Origin of the sequence: Citrobacter sp. Cpo040 (assembly GCF_030332915.1) — a bacterium.
GTDB classification, from domain to species: Bacteria; Pseudomonadota; Gammaproteobacteria; order Enterobacterales; family Enterobacteriaceae; genus Citrobacter; species Citrobacter portucalensis.
Genome location: NZ_JAOWGX010000034.1, coordinates 1,023,515 through 1,041,896 on the forward strand (window position 1 = coordinate 1,023,515; position 18,382 = coordinate 1,041,896).

Sequence of the window (18,382 nt, forward strand, 5' to 3'; positions counted from 1 at the left end):
GCTATCACCTCGGATTGGCTGGTGGCGATGTGGGAACGCTTACCGGCGGGAGTTCCGCTGGCCGTTGTAAGACACTTACCGGCTCATTCTGGCTTTCAGCGTTTTCATGCAAAATGGCCTCTTCTGCCTGCTTATTGAGAACCAGCAGGCTAATACGGCGGTTGATAGCGTCTTCAGGACCGCGATCGCTCAGACGCATCGTGGCGGCCATACCTACCACACGTAATACTTTTCCATCATCCAGACCGCCGCTAACCAGCTCGCGACGCGATGCATTTGCGCGATCGGCAGACAATTCCCAGTTGCTGTACCCTTTCTCACCATTCGCGTAAGGGTAATCATCCGTGTGACCGGAAAGACTGATCCGGTTAGGGATCCCGTTGAGCACTGGAGCAATCGCGCGCAGGATATCGCGCATGTAGGGCTCAACTTCAGCGCTACCGGTCTTAAACATCGGTCGATTCTGACTGTCGATAATCTGTATCCGCAGCCCTTCCTGAACTAAATCAATCTTTAAATGCGGACGCAGCGCTCGCAGTTTGGGATCGGATTCAATCAGTTGATCGAGATCGCCGCGAAGTTTGCTCAAGCGGCTCTGTTCCATACGTTTTCTCAGGTCATCAATATTCGGCTGCTTGTTCACCTCGCCCTGTTGCTGGGTGTAATCATCCCCGCCGCCTGGAATCGGGCTTTGGCTATTCGAAATACGATTTCCCCCGGTCACTGCGGTGGCCAGCGGTGTACGGAAATATTCGGCAATCTGGATCAATTCTTTAGGGCTGGAAATAGAAATGAGCCACATCACCAGAAAGAAGGCCATCATTGCGGTCATAAAATCGGCGTAGGCGATTTTCCACGAGCCGTGCGCCCCACCACCGTGATTCTTATGTTTGCGTCGCTTTACAACGATAATGGGATGGGCCTGATTTTTCATGCGTCCTCGGTCGTCTGTTGCGCAGTTGGATTTCTCACCGCACGAACATGTTCTTCCAGTTCGATAAACGAAGGACGTTCGCTGGAGTACAGTGTCTTACGACCAAATTCAACGGCAATCGGCGGCGCGTAACCATTCAGATTGGAGAGCAGCGTTATCTTCACGCACTGCATCATTTTGGTTGTTTCAGCGCTTTTCTGGCGCAGAACGCTGGCAAGCGGAGAAATAAATCCATAGGCCAGCAAAATACCGAGGAATGTTCCCACCATCGCATGCGCAATCAACGCACCCAGCTCTGCTGCCGGGCGATCGGCAGAAGCCAGCGCATGCACAACACCCATAACGGCCGCGACGATCCCGAATGCCGGTAGCGAGTCGCCAACCATCGCCAGGCTATTCGCCGGAACTTCGGCTTCGCTCTCATGAGTCTCAATTTCTTCGTCCATCAGCGCTTCAATCTCAAACGTATTCATGTTGCCGCTGATGATCAGGCGCAGATAATCGACAATAAAATCAAGCATCACAGCATCCGCAAGAATGCGCGGATAGCTGGCGAAGATTTCACTTTCTTTTGGGTTTTCGATGTCGCGTTCAAGCGAGAACATGCCCTGTTGACGTGACTTGGCCATCAGGCGATACAAGAGCGCCAGCAGATCCATATACATCGCTTTGGTGTATTTCGAACGACGGAAAAGCAACGGGATCGCTTTCATCGTCCCTTTGATGGCTTTCCCGTTATTGCCGACGATGAATGCCCCAATACCCGCACCACCGATAATCACCAGCTCAGCCGGTTGATAGAGTGCCCCAAGGTGTCCGCCGGTCATCATGTAACCGCCGAAAACTGTACCAATAACAACCAGGTAACCTAATAAGATAAGCACGACATCATCCTTTCGCAATTGACTATGACAGGATGCGCAGTCGGGCAATTAACGTAAGGTCAGGACAAAAAAAAGCAGCGGTAATCGCTTACCGCTGCTGGAGTGTTCATCCACACCGTATCAGTTAAACAGCCTGTTCGATCTGTTCATCCAGCAGTTGTGGAATAATATCGGCAGCATTCTGGGAAAGTTTACGTCTTTTTACGGCCCGTGATGGCGGTTGGCATAAACTACAGGCAAAGCTGCCTGCGGGTTGGTGTGCGTGGGTGATAAAATTCCCACCGCAGCAATTGCATTGGGACAACTCCAGCAATCCGCTGTCGACAAATCGCACCAGCGTCCACGCGCGGGTTAACGCCAACAATGGCCCTTCTTCAGGCTGCGGACACTGCTCAAGATATAACCGATACGCCTTGATCACGGCATCCACGCCGCTACAGAGACCCGTTTTGAGCAGGAATTGCCATGCATTGCAAAACATCGACGCATGAATATTTTGTTCCCACGTCATAAACCAGTCGGTGGAAAACGGGAGCATCCCTTTTGGCGGAGGACTACCGCGTAATTCTTTGTACAGCTTGATTAATCGACCACGGCTTAATTGCGTTTCGCTTTCCAGCATTTGCAAACGGGCGCCCAATGTGATTAATTCCATTGCTAACTGGATATCACGCGCTTCCTGAACAATGCTTTTTTCGCTCATCATCAAGCCCTTTTCTTACGTGCTGCATCATCGATGTCGCTTAACAGGCGTGTTGAAAGCATGATACCAGTATGAATTTGCTGAAGATCGTCAACGCGGGAGTCTTGCGTCAGGCGAGTAACAGTCTGGTGATCGTCGAAACGGAAATGACATACCAGTTGGTTTGTTTCGGCCAGTTTGACCATTTGAGGAAGTGTTAATGTTGCCAACGTGTCCGCCATTTCCTCGCTGATACCAAGGCGAAACATCGCAGATGCTTTGTCCTGAACGATCAAACGCTGTGCAAGCAATAAATATGACAAATTGATGTCATAGATGTGTTTCAGCAACTCGGATGTATGCATTATTTGCATCCATAATAACCAACATTGTTTTCATGCGGTAAAACCGCACCCCGTGATGTCGCCGGGAAGGCCCGGTAAAAAAAAGCAAAAGGTCAAATACATAGCAGCGTGACGACACTTACGCGTTGTCTAAACATTCCCTTTTAAGAAGGCAGCGTCCCTTACAAGCTCACATCAATTCTTACAAATGTCTAAGATTTTTCCTAATTCGACGCAACTCTACCCGCCGTCAGTTACACATACAACGGAGGTATGCTGCGAATTTAAAGAATATGTGATCAAGATCACATAAACCAGCCAAACACTTAACATAAATCCATCAGCGCAGCTTTTACTTTGCTTATTTTTTAATCCGCAATCATCTATTTCAATTCCTGATGTACGAATATTCTTGCAATAAAACCGAATAGTATTTTGTTCACATCCGTTAATATCACGCCGTGAAATAGCGAGCTGGATCACATATTTAACTCAAAAAACTTTTTTAATTAAATTCTTTAGAAACAATAAGTTAAATATTTAGAGTGATTAATTAATACCGCGATGTGACGACCTTGCAAATGTTAATATATGTTTGATTTTTATTAACACATTGTTTTCATTAGCGGTGGGTTTCACTTAAGTAACCTGAACATATCTGCAACTAATATGAATCGATTATTCTATTTATAAGAATAATTAATGAATAATCATGATGACATTCACACTATCGAGGCGGGAAACGTTGCAGTATGGGGTAAGCTGAGTAAAGCTGAAAAGCCCTCTCATAATTCTTGAAAAAAAGGAGCGAGTTATGAGCTATTCGCACATTCTTGTTGCTGTTGCCGCCACCCCTGAAAGTCAGCAGTTGTTAGACAAGGCGGTTTCTATCGCTCGCCCTGTCAACGCCCGAATTAGCCTGATTACCCTGGTCTCAGACCCCGAACTGTATAACCAGTTTGCTGCCCCCATGCTGGAAGACCTGCGTGAAGTGATGCAAGAAGAGACTCAGGATTTTATCGACAAACTTAGCAAAGAAGCAGAATACCCCATTGAACATACCTTTATTACCTATGGGGCTCTGAATGAACATATCCTGGATGTATGCCGCAAACACGCCGTTGATCTGGTCATTTACGGCAATCATAACCACAGTTTTTTTTCGCGCGCATCCTGTTCAGCGAAAAGCGTGATTCATACCAGCCAGGTGGACGTTCTTCTGGTTCCGCTAGCTGGAGATTAATCCACTGTGCCACGACTTCATGCGAGTTTAGAACAGGAAGAGATATTGTCTGGCAGTTGGCATTGACTCCGACGCGGCGTGACCGTTTTAAGATCGCAAATGAACGTCGCCTGCCAGTTGTCGATATCGTTTTTAACGATAGTCTCAAGCATTTCAGCGTGGCGCGAGATACGTTCGGTAAGTGGCATCGTCAGCGCCTGGTTTAATGCGCCTGCCACTTCATCCCGGTCATAAGGATTAACAATAAGCGCGGAGGTTAACTCGTTCGCCGCCCCGGCAAATTGCGATAAAACCAGCACGCCAGGGTTAGCAGGATCCTGTGCGGCCACAAACTCTTTCGCCACCAGGTTCATACCATCGCGCAACGGGGTCACCAACCCTACATCAGAGTAGCGGAAGATCTTCATCAGCAATTTACGATCAAAATACTGGTTCAGATAGTAAAGCGGCGTCCAGCCCAGTTGCCCATATTTGCCGTTGATTCGCCCTGCCTCTGTTTCCAGTTGGTGGCGAATATCCTGATAGGCCTGCACCTCTTCACGCGAGGTCGGTGCTATCTGCGTATAGCGAATTTTACCGTGGTGCTGCGGATAATGTTCCAGTAAGGCCTCATAGGCCTGAAAGCGCTCCGGCAAGCCTTTGGAGTAATCCAGACGCTCCACGGAGAAAATATTCTGCACATTTTTAAGCTCCGCTTTTAGCTGTGCCAATTTTGGTGGCAGCGGACCGGACGCCTGTCGAGCAATCTCATCCGGTTCAATACCGATGGGATAAACCTGAGTGCGAAACGCTTTTCCCCATGCCAGGTGCTGCTTATCTTTATGCGTGGACACCCGAGTCTGGGCTGCGAGACAGTCCAGAAAAGCCTGACGATCGTTTTCGGTCTGGAAACCAAGCAAATCAAAATCACACATTTGCTCAAGCAGCGCCAGATGTGGCGGGAGCGCATTAAAAATTTCCGGCGTCGGAAAAGGAATATGCAGGAAAAAACCGATGCGATTGCGCACGCCGCGCTTACGCAGCTCGCAGGCAAACGGCAACAGATGGTAATCATGAACCCAAATAATGTCGTCATCGCCAAGCAACGGCAGAAGTTTATCTACCAGTAAGGCATTAACCCGTTGGTAACCTTCCCAGGCAGAGCGCTGAAACTGAACTAAATCCAATCGATAGTGAAACGCGGGCCATAAAACCGCATTTGAAAACTGGCAGTAATACTCTTCGTAATCTTGCTCACTCAAATTAAACGAGGCCCAGGTGATATTGCCACGGGTGACCTTTTTTAACGGTTTATCCTCATTACCTGTATCACCACTCCAGCCAAACCATAAACCACCAGCAGCTTTTAACGCGCCCAGTACACCGACCGCGAGCCCACCCGCGCTCCCTTTGTCATCTGGTGAGGCGATACGATTAGATACTACGACTAAACGACTCATAGCCACCTCTTCTGTTATTCGTTGCTTTCGGTTCTTGCTGCGAAGAGTTATTTTTCTCCAGCCAGTGCCAGACATCCCTGACACCATCCAGACGCCATGTTGCCTGCGTCGGCCCGCTCCCTACCTTTACAGAAATACCGCCAGCGCGGTTAACTACAGCAAACCCTGTTTCATCTGTCAGATCATCACCGAAAAACACAGGGATCCGGCCAGCAAAAGGCGCTTCCTGCATAAATGCAGCTATCGCGTCGCCTTTATTACTGCCCTTAGGCTTTATTTCCACGACACATTTTCCGTGCTGCAGAGCAAGCTGCGGCCATCTGCGCGTGATGCGTTCAGCCAGCGTAACCAGCGCCGCTTCGTGTTCGGGTGCCTGGCGATAATGCAACGCGAAGGCCATGCCTTTGGTTTCAAGTGTTGTCCCCGGTAACGTCACCAACGCTGCGTGTAATAACGCCCCGGCTTCACGTTCGATACCTTCAGGTAGGTTTACTATGTGCGTTTGACCATTGATGTCACGGCGTTCTGCCCCATGCACTCCGGCAAGCGGAAAACGAAACGGAGTAGTGAGTGCGTCAAGCTCAACCATTGAGCGCCCTGAAATCAATGCCAGCGCATCCGCATTCTGCGTCGCTAACCGATGTAGACATTGCAGGATTGTCTTCGGGACAACGACCTGGTCGGGAAAAGGTTTAATCTCAGCAAGTGTCCCATCGAGATCAAAAAAGTAAGCACAGTTTGCAGATTGTTCAGGGGGTAAAGTCAGTGATGCTGTCACCCGGTTATCCTCCTCATCATGGTCAGAACGCCACGCGGATCGCGGCATATAGATGATGTATGACGGATATAAGTATAGACAGTGTGACCATGCTCGCCATTTGAAAAAACAATCGCCAGCCGGGTAGCGGCTGGCGACGGGCAGAAGCTAGACTAAAAAGTTGGGGTTTAAATCATCAAACGGTACGCTTCGCTTTTTGCTTGTAACGGTCGAAGATCACCGCCGCCAGCAGGATGAGGCCACGTACCACATACTGCGCGAACGGAGAGATATTCAGCAGGTTCATCGCATTCTCAACCGTCCCCAGGATCAACACCCCGGCCACCACATATGAGATTTTTCCGATGCCGCCTTTAAGCGAAACGCCCCCTAACACGCAGGCCGAAATAACGATCAACTCATAACCGATTGAGGTCATTGGCTGGCCGCTGGTCATACGCGATGCGAGGATAATCCCGGCAATGGCGGATACCAGACCGGAAAGAATAAAGATAATAATCTTGGTACGAACAACCGGAACCCCAGCCAGGCGCGCCGCCTCTTCATTGCCCCCAATGGCCAGTGTATTACGCCCAAACGTGGTTTTGTTCAGCAGTAAGCCAAAGACAATGAAACAAACGACCGTGATCCAGATAGGCGCCGGCAGACCAAACCAGTTAGCATAGCCGAGTGTGAAGAAACGCTCGTCTTCAATCCCGACTGCCTTACCGTCGGAGATAATATAGGCCAGACCACGTACAATCTGCATTGTCGCAAGAGTAGTGATCAGGGCGTTAATTTTTAACCGCGCAATCACGAACCCATTGACCAGGCCACACAGAATACCGAGTAGCAGCCCGGCAGCCACGCCAATCCACAGACTTTCGGTCATGTTAATGACTACGGCAGTGGTTACACCAGCACAGGCAATTACAGACGCGACAGACAGGTCGAAATCACCGGATGCCAGGCAAAACAGCATCCCGCAGGCAACCATACCCGACATCGATACCGCCAGCCCTAACCCCTTCATGTTGATGAAAGTCGCAAAGTTTGGCACAAAGAGGGAACAAACCAGGAACAGCACGGCGAACACCACCAGCATGCCGTATTGATCCCAAATGCGGCCCAGATTTAGCGCCGACTTCGCTGCGCCAGAACCCGATGTAGAAACGGAAGACATCATACTCTCCTTATTCAGGCTACAGCCTGGCTGACTTTAGGCATAGCAAGGCTCAACGCCTGGCGCTCATCCGCCTGTTCATGAAGTAACTCGCCGGCAATTTCACCTTCTCTCATCACCACAATACGGTCGGCGACACCGAGTACTTCTGGCAGGTCACTGGAAGCAAACAATACGGCCACACCGCGCGCTGCGAGGGCATAAATCACGTTGTAAATTTCATGCTTGGCGCCCACATCAATGCCGCGTGTAGGCTCATCTAACAAAATCACTTTCATCTCTTCCGATAACCAACGACCGAGAATAGCCTTCTGTTGATTACCCCCGGAGAGATTCATGATCAGTTGCTCTGCTCCCGGCGTTTTGATGTTGAGTGAACGAATATGGTGATCGGCATTGGTCTCTTCCCAGCCGTTGTTGATCACGCATCCCCCCAAAACATGCTTACGCCGTGCACTAATGTTGATGTTGTTGCGCACTGAATGGACCGGAATAATCCCTTCGGCTTTACGATCCTCCGGGCACAGCATCATCCCCGCTTCAATGGCATGGCTTGGTTTACGGATATCGATAGGCTGTTCATCAATAAATACCTGGCCCGCCGTGATACGCGTACCGCCGAACAGCCCTTTCATTAATTCGCTACGTCCGGCCCCCACCAGACCAAACAGCCCGACAATTTCACCGCTTCGCACGGATAAGCTGATTGGCGTACGCACGCCTGGAGCTTTGACTTCATGCAGCCGCAGACGCTCTGTGCCATACGGTCTGGATTTCCAGCCATAGATATCCCCGAGGTCGCGCCCGACCATCGCCTGCACCAGCGCATCGTGATCGACCTGCTGCATGTCCGTGAAAGTTTTGACGTAATGACCATCTTTAAACACGGTGATGGCATCGCTGAGAGCAAAAATCTCCTCCATACGGTGCGAAACGTACAGAATGATGCGTCCTTCGTTGCGCAGCTCACGGATAACGCGAAACAGATTCTCAATCTCGCGAGCCGACAGGGAGCTGGTTGGTTCATCAAAGGCGATAATTTTGGCGTTTCGCGCCAGCGCTTTTGCAATCTCCACCATCTGCCACTGGCCAATGGAGAGGTATTTCAGTGGGGTATCGGGATCGATATCCATCCCCAGATGCTTCAGCTGGATTCCTGCTTCATAGTTCAGCAACGAGCGGTTCACAATCCCGCCTTTGTGCGGTAACTGCCCTAAATAAATATTCTCGGCAACGGTCATTTCCGGGACGAGATGCAGTTCCTGATAAATAATGGCGACACCGGCGTTGAGTGCGGCAGTGGTATCCGCGAACGAAACTTCCTGTCCGCGGATCGTCAGAGATCCCGTTGTTGGCGCATAGTTACCGCTGAGAATTTTTAAGAGTGTTGATTTCCCGGCGCCATTTTCGCCCATCAGCGCATGCACCTGTCCGGCATAGCAGTCGAAACTGATATCCGTCAGCGCCTTAACGCCCGGGAACGTTTTGCCAATGCCGCGAAATGAGAGATACGGGGTAGACTGTTGCATAACGTCTCCGTGAGTCAGGATTTTACCGGCCTGGAAAACCGCCGGACGTAGGCCCGGTAAGCACAGCGCCACCGGGCATTGCGCCGGAAGGCGGCTTCGCCTAATCCGGCCTACAACATCGCAGCACTTCTGTTACTTACCGCCTAAGCCTTTCTTCGCCAGCTCTTCTTTGAAGTTATCGCGGGTAATCAGCACCACATCTGTCACTTCAGTGAATGCCGATGGCTCTGCTCCTTTCGTTACCCAGTTGTAGAGCATTTCACTGGATTTGTAGCCGTGCACGTCCGGGCTTGGCAGCAGTGAACCGTAGAACCCGGTCGCTTCGCCTTTTGACAGTTCGCTCACCGCGTCAACGCCGTTGATCCCGATACCAATCACGTTTGGTGCTTTGAAGCCCTGCCCCTCGGTCGCACGTACGCCACCCAGCACGGTGTTGTCGTTCATGCCGACAATCAGCCAGTTTTTGACTTCAGGATGCTGAACCAGCATGGAGTTGGCGGCGTCAAATGCGCCGGGGATGTCATTCGATTTTGTTGGGACCTGGTAAATCTGTTTTTCCGGGAAGCCTGCGGCTTTAAGCGCTTCCATTGAACCAGAAGTACGACGACGTGCGGTATCCAGTTCGTTGGCGGTAATGGCCATTACGGCGGTGGATTTCACATCCCAACCGCGTTTTTGCATCTCCTTGTACAGTTCCTGGCCCTGGCGCTCACCAATTTTGGTTGCCGCCATCATCACCAGTGGCACGGTATCCATTGGCTTACCTTTGGCGTTGGCAAACTGGTCGTCGACGGCAATGACTTTCATATCGTAGCCGCGCGCCTTAGCCATAATGGCTGGCCCCAGTTTTGGGTCTGGCGTACAAATCACAAACCCTTTTGCTCCACTTGCAGCCAGGCTGTCGATGGCGTTAAGGGTTTTCTCACCATCCGGAACGGCAATTTTAATCACCTCAAAACCAAGGTCTTTACCGGCTTTATCGGCAAATTTCCATTCAGTCTGGAACCACGGTTCTTCCGGCTGTTTGACCAGGAAACCGAGCTTCATGGATTCAGCGATAGCGGATTGTGACATAATGGCAGCCAGACCGATGGCAGCCAGCGCTTTAGTGAATTTGTGCATGGTTAACTCCAGCTTTAACGTTCTTTTATGTAGGGTAAAATCAGACGATTTTTTGTAATTCGGACGTAAAACAAGGCATTACCTTTTATTGATAAGATCAATGCCAGTGCTGAGAGTATTTTTAGCGGGAAATTGATTCTCCATAAGAGAGCGGCATCACACCACAGAATTACAGTAATTGCGTACATAAATTCAGCGGAAAATGACATAAAAAAACGCGGTTTTGTCGACGGGAAAAAAGAGGGGTAGCAGATTAATCCATAACATCAGCCAACGAATCCTTGTTCCCGAATACCGAAGCATTCGGGAGCACAATGATTACCATCTGTAATAAATGTGGTCAGCGTGATCGCGAACCGGAATGTCATCTTCCAGCAGACGCGCTGAAAGCGTGAAAGCAAAATCGAAAATATGCCCTAACCCTTTGCCGCTAATAAGATTGCCATCTTCAACAACCGGCGCATCAATATATTCTCCATCCGCGACGTTTTGCCACAGATCTCCCGAACACACATAGCGACGCCCCTTCAGCAGGCCTTTGCCACCCAGCACGCGCGCCGCCGCAGAACACACCGGGCAAATGAGTTTTCCTGCCTCGTCATGGCGAGCGATAAACTGGATGACAGCCTCACTGGCGGCAAGGTTAACGCTGCCCTGCGGCCCGCCGGGTAACACAACGGCATCATAAAGATCCGTCTGACGCGCAGCCAGCGTGCTGTCCGTCACCATCGGCACGTCATGGTAGCTCACCACCGCACGGGACTCGGCGCAGGCCAGTGTTTCAACTTCGATCTGCAGGCGGCGCAGAATATCAATGGTAACAATGGCTTCCGCCTCTTCAAAACCAGGTGCCAGTAGCACGGCAACCTTTTTCATACACACTCCTCGATTTTTCCAAATACACCAAACAATAAATGTCGAATCATTCAGGCGCTTAACTTTATTAATTTCCACAAAACTGATCTGGCGCAAAAAAAATTAGCCAACAGATAGCGTTCACAGACGCGGGTCAATGGTGAAATTTCTTCATCCGAAGACCAGATAATCATCTGGCGACAGACAATACCTGATTGTGAAATTCCATTTCGTGATATGAAACATCATTTCATTATCAACATCTCACTTTAATGCTATAAATATCAATCTGTTATATTCACAGCATTTATATGCACAAGCGGAAAAATCACTAATATTGCTATGACAATATGTAAAAAATCATAAATACGCAGATTTAAGGATTTTCTTATGTCGGGACTGGAGTTATGCTGAATCTCGATCGGGAGCGAATATAATTCGTGATCACTAAAGGACCGGCGGAACGGATTTATTCTGCTAACAGTTTTAATTGTACGTAGTGGTGAGGTGTAGCGGCAGCCCGTTGCACTGACGTTAGTAACGTACATCCCCCTTTCTGGAAATAAGGATATTGATATGGCTGCAGTTGGAATTGTTCATAAACTTAACACGCAAATGAACCTCGAGTTCTACGCATCGAATCTTTACCTGCATCTCAGTGAATGGTGCTACGAACACAGCCTGACTGGCACCGCAACCTTTCTACGCACCCAGGCGCAAGGTAACGTGACTCAAATGATGCGTATGTTTAATTTTATGAAAAGTGCCGGGGCTAACCCTATCGTCAAGGCTATCGATGTTCCGGGTGATGAACTAACTTCCCTTGAAGAACTGTTTCAGAAAACGCTGGATGAATACCAACAGCGTTACAGCAAGCTATCACGCTTAACCAATGAAGCAGAAGCCTTGAATGATGCAACAACCATTGATTTTCTTCACGATCTGGAAAAAGAGCAGCAGCAGGATGGCGTGCTGTTACAGACGATTCTTGATGAAGTCCGCTGCGCTAAACGTGCGGGACTGTGCATGGCGCAAACCGATAAGCACCTGCTGAACGTCGTGAACTATCAACATCACTAATCTTCAATTTTCATCGTGTTAATGCCGGATAACGATGCGACGCACCTTATCCGGCTGGTGCTTAATTTTCTCTACGCTCACGCCTCTCATTCTGCGAGGCGCAAAAAAACCTTTCTAAAACCTGAAACAACGGTTTATTTTAGTGAGATTCATTCTGCGGCGTGAATTTCAACTCGATCAAGGCAACCGCTTTTTGTATTGCGCGCATAGTGACCGGATCGGCACCTGCAGGATGGCTGGAAAAGTCGATGCTTTTCAGTTGGCTGGACATTTTCTCCCGAACTTCTACTGGGGCAATAACATCAAGAACATCCAGAATCTGCTTGATAACCAACTGACAGGCAACAACGTCCGAGAGCAGTTCCTGATCGGCATTCAGTGTTTGGGACATAGTGAGCTCCTTATAGAAAGGTCGTCATAGTACCCATTCAACGAACGAAACGATAGCCGCGCATGCCTTCCGAATGCGCTGAAAATAAAAATAGTTCCAGTCAGTTTCTTTTGAGATGGCAAGCACAACATGAGTGAACATTTAGCGGTTGAGAACAAACGCGGTCTATCCCCGGCTGCATTACTTGTTGCCGGGGCTTTCTTTATGGAGTTTATTGACGGCACGGTGATTGCCACCGCACTGCCCGACATGGCGAAAAGTTTTGGCGTGCACGCAGTTGACCTGAACATAGGTATCAGCGCCTATCTGATCACCCTCGCGGTACTGATCCCCGCCAGCGGCTGGATTGCGGATCGCTTCGGCGCCCGAAAGGTGTTTACCCTTGCACTGGCGATATTTACTCTCGCCTCAGTTTTATGCGGTTTGTCCGAAAGCCTTGAGAGCTTTGTCGCCATGCGAATCTTACAGGGTGTAGGTGGTGCGCTAATGGTTCCGGTTGGCCGACTCGCGGTATTGCGAACCACGCCTAAACATCAGTTGATCACCGCTATTGCGACCCTGACCTGGCCCGCGTTAGTCGCGCCCATCATTGGCCCTCCCCTTGGCGGATTCATTACCAGCTATGCCAACTGGCGCTGGATCTTCTTCATTAATGTACCGCTCGGAATACTGGCGATTGCGCTGGCGCTACGTTTTATCCCGGATATTCATGACGACGAGCGCCGCCCATTTGATATAACGGGATTTATCGCAACCTCTGTTGCGATGGTGAGCCTGGTGTATGCCATGGAGTTACTGGGAACCCAACAGCCTCAGGGCTGGCTGACCGCCGGACTTTTGGCGCTAGGAACAGTGACCTTTATGTTTGCCCTGCATCATTTTCATCGCACCGCCTGGCCAATGATTCGCCTTGATGCCATGAACGTGCCTACTTTTCGCGTCACCATGTATGGCGGATCGCTGTTTCGTGCCTCTATCAGCGCCGTGCCATTTCTGCTGCCGTTAATGTTTCAGGTAGGTTTTGGCATGAACGCTTTTCACGCGGGCTCGCTGGTACTGGCGGTATTTGTCGGCAATCTGACGATTAAACCTGCCACCACACCGTTGATACGCTGGCTGGGCTTTAAGAAACTGCTGTTGATTAACGGTGCACTTAACGTTTTGGCGTTGCTGGCCTGTGCATTAATTACGCCGCAGACCCCCGTGTGGGTTATTTTGCTGGTGTTGTATCTGGGCGGTGTGTTCCGCTCAATTCAGTTTACCGGCGTCAGCACGCTTGCCTTCGCGGACGTCCCCGCAGCACAAATGAGCTACGCTAATACGCTGTTCAGTACGGCGACACAATTAGCGGTGGGGTTGGGCATTTCTTTAGCCGCTATTGGCATCCGCATTGGCGATGTGGTCAGTGAAAAGCTGGCATTGGGCAATATTCCGGGGATCAGTTTCCGGCTGGCCTTTGTCGCTATTGCCATTATTTGTCTGGTAGGTATGGTGGATACGCTGCGGCTCACCCGTGATGCAGGAAGCGCAGTATCGAACAAGAACAGGTAGCCCGGAGGGTGAACGCCGCCGGGCTCACAGGATTTAGCCAATCACCTCGCGTACAAACGCTTCGATTGCTTTGTCCTGGCAGTTTTCAAAGAAGCACTGCTGGAAGCGCGGGCCTGATACAGCGGTTTTCACCAGTTCAGGATCGATCGCGCGCAGCGTGTCCAGATAATTTTCTTTTACCACAGCCGCTTTCACCTGATTCAGAATACCGGCGTTACGCACCTGCGGCTCTTTACGCTCCGGTGGGTAGCCTTCGCCGTTACGCCCGGTGAACGCTTTTTCAAACATATAGCGCACATTCAGCTCAGCACCCCAGCCAAAACCTTTGGCGAATGCCAGAGAAAGCGCGTTGCCGTTGTTGATCTGAGAGAACAAGAACGCATCTGCAGGATCAAGGCAATAGCCACACACCACACCCGGATGGATATTCAGTGACATCATTGCCCCCTGGCCCGTACCGCAACCTGTAACAACAAAGTCTACAGCTTTGGAATTAAGCAGGATGCTGGCCATAATGCCTAAATGGATGTAGGTCAGATGATGATCATTTTCGTCGCTCATCCCAACGTTATAGACCGGAAAACCTTTCTCATCCGCAACGGCCTTAAGCTCGTTATGGATGATGGCGTTTTTGCTTGCCTGGCTGTTTTCCATCATCAATGCAATTTTCATTCTATACTCTCCTGAATGCGCTGCGGTAGCCCGCTGAAAGTCATAACATTCAGCCACATTACTATTTTGCAATCACACTTTCAAATTTAATGAAATTTAGTTTTAAAAAATAAAATTGCGCTCACATTCCTGTCTGAACAGTTCAGAATTACCTCAAGCAAATGACCTCGTTGTGATTAATCGCAGGTGATCTTCGGGCTATTCAAGCCATTGATGAGGGTCTCTGTATGCCATGATAGTGTATCTTCGAACTTTCAGAGCGATCTCATGAAGACCTTTATCCTAGCGCTTTTGCCGCTCATGCTGACAGGATGCACAATTACAAAACAGGCACAGGTCAGCGAAGCCAGCACCATCACTGGTGTGGTTCGCCTGACTTATAATCAGGCCATGTTACAAACAGCACGCACCGATGACTACGTTACCCAAGGGACAGCCACTAAAGAGTGTCAGCGCCTGGGCTATGCCAGCGCAGAAGCGTTTGGTCAGCCGGTGTCAACCTGTAGCGTGTATGCAGGCTCTCTGTGCTTAAATACCAAAATTACACTCGCCTGGCAGTGTCATGGTGTCGCAGTGCCCCAATCACCTTCTTTCAATTATTAATATTTCCGACCAGCTCATTTTTGCTGGTCTTTTACCACTTTATTATTTATATCCTCCGTTTAATATCGTTAATGCGTTTTATTCCCATTCGCATTTTTAATAAATAAATTTATTATTTTACCTTTTGCAAATAATTAAATAACAAATTATAGTGGCGCCACGTCAATATATAATAACGTTTGTGGAGCAGAACCATGCTGAAAACAGAAATGATCGACCAACTGAATGAGCAAATGAATCTTGAATTATATTCATCTCTGCTCTACCAACAGATGAGCGCGTGGTGCAGCTATCACAGCTTCGAAGGTGCCGCCGCGTTTTTGCGCCGTCACGCCCAGGAAGAGATGACGCACATGCAGCGTCTGTTCGACTACCTGACCGATACCGGCAGCTTGCCGCGTATTAATACCGTTTCTTCACCCTTTGCTGAATATGCTTCTCTGGATGAACTGTTCCGTGTTACTTACGAACACGAGCAGCTAATCACCCAGAAAATTAATGAGCTGGCACACGCGGCAATGACCCACCAGGATTATCCAACCTTTAATTTCCTGCAATGGTATGTTGCCGAGCAGCATGAAGAAGAGAAATTATTTAAATCTGTTATTGATAAGCTGTCGCTGGCAGGAAAAAGCGGCGAAGGTCTTTATTTCATCGATAAAGAACTGGCTACGCTTGATACACAGAATTAATATTTTAGGGTAATGAAGGCAACACGCCATCATTACCCCTTGAAATCAGTGACGGCAGATCTTGCTTTCGTGCGTAGAGAAGCCGTCTTCTTTTGCAATAAACTTTCCCTTCGCCGCTAAAAACGCCACTAACTCGCCTGCCGTCATATCCGCCGCAGAACAAGTGTGAAAACGCGCCTGCTCGCCGAAACGTGTCGTAATCGCCGCTTCAAGGCTGGCATTTGAATACTGCTCACCAGATTCAATCATCATGTTAAGCACTTCGTGACCGTGAATAGATTCCATATTACCTCCTTAATAAAGTCCGTAGCCTAATGTGAACAGCACATCGTCGCTTTGCGCTAACGCAGGTTTATCAGCAGATAAATGTCATTTGTTATACATCTTAACGGTCAAAAAATCGTAAACATTAATGTACAGTCATTGTAACGGTGATTTGACGAAAATAGCGTTTTGCCTTAATCTGCGCCGCAGATATAACCATTGATTATCTCTGGGACAGAGGAAAGCGTGAAAAACAGAACCCTGGGTAGTATTTTTATCGTGGCGGGAACCACGATTGGTGCCGGTATGTTGGCAATGCCGCTGGCTGCGGCAGGCGTGGGGTTTAGCGTCACGCTGGTATTGTTAGTCAGTCTTTGGGCGTTGATGTGCTACACCGCGCTGTTGCTGCTTGAAGTGTATCAACATGTCCCGGCAGACACCGGGCTGGGTACGCTGGCAAAACGTTATCTTGGTCGTTACGGACAATGGGTAACGGGCTTTAGCATGATGTTTTTAATGTATGCCCTGACGGCGGCGTACATCAGTGGTGCAGGTGAACTGCTGGCCTCCAGCATCAGCGACTGGACTGGAACAAATATATCTCCGACGACAGGCGTACTGCTGTTCACCTTTGTTGCCGGTGGCGTGGTTTGCGTGGGGACCTCGCTGGTCGATCTGTTCAACCGTCTGCTATTCAGTGCCAAGATAATCTTCCTGGTGGCGATGCTGGCTCTGTTAATGCCGCATATTCATAAAGTGAACCTGCTTACGCTACCGCTGCAACAGGGGTTGGCGCTCTCCGCAATCCCGGTCATCTTCACCTCGTTCGGTTTTCACGGCAGTGTTCCCAGTATCGTCAGCTATATGAACGGTAACATCCGTAAACTGCGTTGGGTGTTTATTACGGGTAGCGCTATTCCTCTGGTCGCCTATATCTTCTGGCAACTGGCGACGCTTGGTAGCATTAACTCGACAACGTTCATGGGGCTATTAGCCAACCACGTAGGCTTAAACGGCTTATTGCAGGCATTGCGTGAAGTCGTGGCTTCGCCGCACGTCGAACTGGCGGTGCATCTGTTCGCCGACCTCGCGCTGGCAACCTCTTTCCTCGGCGTTGCATTGGGATTATTTGACTACCTGGCCGACCTCTTCCAGCGCAGCAATACCGTAGCGGGAAGAATGCAAACCGGCGCGGTGACATTCCTGCCGCCGCTGGCATTCGCGCTGTTCTATCCGCGTGGTTTTGTCATGGCATTAGGGTATGCGGGCGTTGCCCTGGCGGTGCTGGCGCTGCTCATTCCCTCGATGCTGGCCTGGCAGAGCAGAAAACATAATCCGCAGGCCAACTACCGCGTAGCAGGCGGTGCTCCGGCGCTGGCGCTGGTATTTTTGTGCGGCATTGTGGTGATAGCAGTACAGTTTTCTATTGCAGCAGGATTACTACCAGAAGTGGGTTAAAACAAAGGGGCTTTCGCCCCTTTCTGTTAATGCAAACAGCACTGCTTATATTTCTTTCCGCTGCCACATGGGCAAGGGTCATTGCGTCCTACTTTGGCATCCACTTTCACCGGTACTTTGACCGGCGTTTCCTGAGGATGCGCCATCCAGTAAGCATGCAGGTCCAGCGCTGCCAGGCGGATGGCATCGACGCTCTCTTCAAACGCTTCCGGCGTTAGTTTCTCAACCACCGCAAAGTTCTCTTCCGTGCCGTGCAGCGCAATAGCTTCAAGTGCTGGTTTTAACGTGTCCGGTAACGCGGACCAGTCTGACAGTGCGACGCCGCGCATATAACCAAAGCACCACTCTTCAACGATGGTCAGTTCATGCTCGTCAATTTCACGCAAACCAAACAGCGGCTCAAACTGCTCAGGGTATTCATCCAGACGATCGGCCGTATCCGCCATATGTTGAAACGCCAGGTTCATGAAACGCGTCATTTCTTTTTCGGAGGACCAGCGAGGGACATACTGCGCGCCGCCCCAAATTGCGACCAGCCACTGCTCTGGTTCAATTTCATACGGTGAACTCAACACCGCCGTCAGCAAACCATCCAGTTCTGACACATCCAGAATAGCCTTGTCTGTATTGTACTTAGTCAGTACATCATCCAGCCATTCCAGTTCGCTCTCGTTTAATGGTCCCGTTTTCATAACGCTT

At 49.7% G+C, this 18,382-nt stretch carries 20 protein-coding genes; 6 read left to right on the top strand and 14 right to left on the bottom strand.

All coding sequences use genetic code 11. The features are described from left to right. Nucleotides 1-4: 4 nt before the first annotated feature. From motB to flhD, 4 genes are all read right to left on the bottom strand, one after another. Entirely contained in the window at nucleotides 5-934 is a 930-nt protein-coding gene (motB, locus tag OGX86_RS09670) for a flagellar motor protein MotB (RefSeq protein WP_003034631.1), read from the bottom strand. Then, nucleotides 931-1,818, bottom strand: a complete 888-nt coding sequence (gene motA, locus OGX86_RS09675) for a flagellar motor stator protein MotA (RefSeq protein ID WP_003034628.1) — start codon at nucleotides 1,816-1,818, stop codon at nucleotides 931-933. The genes motB and motA overlap by 4 nt, the downstream gene beginning before the upstream one ends. Before the next feature lie 124 nt (nucleotides 1,819-1,942). Continuing rightward, nucleotides 1,943-2,527: a flagellar transcriptional regulator FlhC gene (gene flhC / locus OGX86_RS09680; protein WP_008785071.1), complete on the bottom strand. Its 585-nt coding sequence runs from the start codon at nucleotides 2,525-2,527 to the stop codon at nucleotides 1,943-1,945. Then, entirely contained in the window at nucleotides 2,524-2,865 is a 342-nt protein-coding gene (gene flhD, locus OGX86_RS09685; RefSeq protein ID WP_003034622.1) for a flagellar transcriptional regulator FlhD, read from the bottom strand. The genes flhC and flhD overlap by 4 nt, the downstream gene beginning before the upstream one ends. A 793-nt stretch (nucleotides 2,866-3,658) precedes the next feature. Between flhD and uspC the strand changes: the two genes are divergently transcribed. Then, entirely contained in the window at nucleotides 3,659-4,087 is a 429-nt protein-coding gene (uspC, locus tag OGX86_RS09690) for a universal stress protein UspC (protein WP_008785072.1), read from the top strand. 17 nt (nucleotides 4,088-4,104) lie between these two features. Here uspC and otsA read toward each other — a convergent pair whose 3' ends face one another. From otsA to OGX86_RS09720, 6 genes are all read right to left on the bottom strand, one after another. After that, nucleotides 4,105-5,526 (bottom strand): alpha,alpha-trehalose-phosphate synthase, encoded by a 1,422-nt coding sequence (gene otsA, locus OGX86_RS09695; protein WP_008785073.1) that lies wholly within the window; start codon nucleotides 5,524-5,526, stop codon nucleotides 4,105-4,107. Then, complete coding sequence (gene otsB, locus OGX86_RS09700; RefSeq protein ID WP_032943806.1) at nucleotides 5,501-6,304, bottom strand: trehalose-phosphatase; 804 nt, start codon at nucleotides 6,302-6,304, stop codon at nucleotides 5,501-5,503. Before otsB ends, otsA begins: the two co-directional genes overlap by 26 nt. Nucleotides 6,305-6,479: 175 nt before the next feature. After that, nucleotides 6,480-7,466: an L-arabinose ABC transporter permease AraH gene (gene araH / locus OGX86_RS09705; RefSeq protein ID WP_003034609.1), complete on the bottom strand. Its 987-nt coding sequence runs from the start codon at nucleotides 7,464-7,466 to the stop codon at nucleotides 6,480-6,482. 14 nt (nucleotides 7,467-7,480) lie between these two features. Then, nucleotides 7,481-8,995 (bottom strand): arabinose ABC transporter ATP-binding protein AraG, encoded by a 1,515-nt coding sequence (gene araG / locus OGX86_RS09710; protein ID WP_003839135.1) that lies wholly within the window; start codon nucleotides 8,993-8,995, stop codon nucleotides 7,481-7,483. A gap of 132 nt (nucleotides 8,996-9,127) precedes the next feature. Next, nucleotides 9,128-10,117, bottom strand: coding sequence for an arabinose ABC transporter substrate-binding protein (locus OGX86_RS09715; protein WP_286639905.1), 990 nt, complete (start codon nucleotides 10,115-10,117; stop codon nucleotides 9,128-9,130). Between the two features lie 318 nt (nucleotides 10,118-10,435). After that, nucleotides 10,436-10,993, bottom strand: a complete 558-nt coding sequence (locus OGX86_RS09720) for a DJ-1/PfpI family protein (protein WP_286639907.1) — start codon at nucleotides 10,991-10,993, stop codon at nucleotides 10,436-10,438. Nucleotides 10,994-11,548: 555 nt separating this feature from the next. Here OGX86_RS09720 and OGX86_RS09725 point away from each other — a divergent pair. After that, nucleotides 11,549-12,052, top strand: coding sequence for a non-heme ferritin-like protein (locus OGX86_RS09725; protein WP_048224230.1), 504 nt, complete (start codon nucleotides 11,549-11,551; stop codon nucleotides 12,050-12,052). Nucleotides 12,053-12,191: 139 nt separating this feature from the next. On the opposite strand, the gene OGX86_RS09730 is transcribed toward OGX86_RS09725, so the two are convergent. Continuing rightward, entirely contained in the window at nucleotides 12,192-12,443 is a 252-nt protein-coding gene (locus OGX86_RS09730) for a DUF2766 family protein (protein ID WP_003034595.1), read from the bottom strand. A 129-nt stretch (nucleotides 12,444-12,572) separates the two neighbouring features. Here OGX86_RS09730 and OGX86_RS09735 point away from each other — a divergent pair, with 129 nt between their 5' ends. Beyond that, nucleotides 12,573-13,994 (top strand): MFS transporter, encoded by a 1,422-nt coding sequence (locus OGX86_RS09735; protein ID WP_128317488.1) that lies wholly within the window; start codon nucleotides 12,573-12,575, stop codon nucleotides 13,992-13,994. Nucleotides 13,995-14,027: 33 nt separating this feature from the next. Here OGX86_RS09735 and OGX86_RS09740 read toward each other — a convergent pair whose 3' ends face one another. Next, a complete protein-coding gene (locus OGX86_RS09740; protein ID WP_003034591.1) occupies nucleotides 14,028-14,666 on the bottom strand; it encodes an RpiB/LacA/LacB family sugar-phosphate isomerase in 639 nt (212 codons plus the stop codon). A 267-nt stretch (nucleotides 14,667-14,933) separates the two neighbouring features. On the opposite strand from OGX86_RS09740, the gene yecR reads away from it, so the two are divergent. After that, nucleotides 14,934-15,269, top strand: a complete 336-nt coding sequence (gene yecR / locus OGX86_RS09745) for a YecR family lipoprotein (RefSeq protein WP_048224236.1) — start codon at nucleotides 14,934-14,936, stop codon at nucleotides 15,267-15,269. Between the two features lie 194 nt (nucleotides 15,270-15,463). After that, a complete protein-coding gene (gene ftnA, locus OGX86_RS09750; protein WP_003034588.1) occupies nucleotides 15,464-15,961 on the top strand; it encodes a non-heme ferritin in 498 nt (165 codons plus the stop codon). A 45-nt stretch (nucleotides 15,962-16,006) separates the two neighbouring features. On the opposite strand, the gene OGX86_RS09755 is transcribed toward ftnA, so the two are convergent. Further along, on the bottom strand, nucleotides 16,007-16,246 hold the full coding sequence (locus tag OGX86_RS09755) for a YecH family metal-binding protein (protein WP_048224238.1): 240 nt from the start codon (nucleotides 16,244-16,246) through the stop codon (nucleotides 16,007-16,009). A gap of 225 nt (nucleotides 16,247-16,471) precedes the next feature. Between OGX86_RS09755 and tyrP the strand changes: the two genes are divergently transcribed. Further along, entirely contained in the window at nucleotides 16,472-17,683 is a 1,212-nt protein-coding gene (tyrP, locus tag OGX86_RS09760; RefSeq protein WP_286639910.1) for a tyrosine transporter TyrP, read from the top strand. A 26-nt stretch (nucleotides 17,684-17,709) separates the two neighbouring features. On the opposite strand, the gene OGX86_RS09765 is transcribed toward tyrP, so the two are convergent. Next, nucleotides 17,710-18,375 (bottom strand): YecA/YgfB family protein, encoded by a 666-nt coding sequence (locus OGX86_RS09765; RefSeq protein ID WP_003034581.1) that lies wholly within the window; start codon nucleotides 18,373-18,375, stop codon nucleotides 17,710-17,712. Between the last annotated feature and the right edge of the window lie 7 nt (nucleotides 18,376-18,382).

Excerpts from the sequence above, each read along its gene's own strand:
- OGX86_RS09740 (WP_003034591.1), bottom strand. The coding sequence starts at position 14,666 with ATGAAAATTGCATTGATGATGGAAAACAGCCAGGCAAGCAAAAACGCC.
- yecR (WP_048224236.1), top strand. The coding sequence starts at position 14,934 with ATGAAGACCTTTATCCTAGCGCTTTTGCCGCTCATGCTGACAGGATGC.
- araH (WP_003034609.1), bottom strand. The coding sequence starts at position 7,466 with ATGTCTTCCGTTTCTACATCGGGTTCTGGCGCAGCGAAGTCGGCGCTA.
- flhD (WP_003034622.1), bottom strand. The coding sequence starts at position 2,865 with ATGCATACATCCGAGTTGCTGAAACACATCTATGACATCAATTTGTCA.
- OGX86_RS09720 (WP_286639907.1), bottom strand. The coding sequence starts at position 10,993 with ATGAAAAAGGTTGCCGTGCTACTGGCACCTGGTTTTGAAGAGGCGGAA.
- OGX86_RS09715 (WP_286639905.1), bottom strand. The coding sequence starts at position 10,117 with ATGCACAAATTCACTAAAGCGCTGGCTGCCATCGGTCTGGCTGCCATT.
- OGX86_RS09765 (WP_003034581.1), bottom strand. The coding sequence starts at position 18,375 with ATGAAAACGGGACCATTAAACGAGAGCGAACTGGAATGGCTGGATGAT.
- uspC (WP_008785072.1), top strand. The coding sequence starts at position 3,659 with ATGAGCTATTCGCACATTCTTGTTGCTGTTGCCGCCACCCCTGAAAGT.
- OGX86_RS09730 (WP_003034595.1), bottom strand. The coding sequence starts at position 12,443 with ATGTCCCAAACACTGAATGCCGATCAGGAACTGCTCTCGGACGTTGTT.
- OGX86_RS09755 (WP_048224238.1), bottom strand. The coding sequence starts at position 16,246 with ATGGAATCTATTCACGGTCACGAAGTGCTTAACATGATGATTGAATCT.
- motB (WP_003034631.1), bottom strand. The coding sequence starts at position 934 with ATGAAAAATCAGGCCCATCCCATTATCGTTGTAAAGCGACGCAAACAT.
- ftnA (WP_003034588.1), top strand. The coding sequence starts at position 15,464 with ATGCTGAAAACAGAAATGATCGACCAACTGAATGAGCAAATGAATCTT.
- araG (WP_003839135.1), bottom strand. The coding sequence starts at position 8,995 with ATGCAACAGTCTACCCCGTATCTCTCATTTCGCGGCATTGGCAAAACG.
- OGX86_RS09735 (WP_128317488.1), top strand. The coding sequence starts at position 12,573 with ATGAGTGAACATTTAGCGGTTGAGAACAAACGCGGTCTATCCCCGGCT.
- OGX86_RS09725 (WP_048224230.1), top strand. The coding sequence starts at position 11,549 with ATGGCTGCAGTTGGAATTGTTCATAAACTTAACACGCAAATGAACCTC.
- otsA (WP_008785073.1), bottom strand. The coding sequence starts at position 5,526 with ATGAGTCGTTTAGTCGTAGTATCTAATCGTATCGCCTCACCAGATGAC.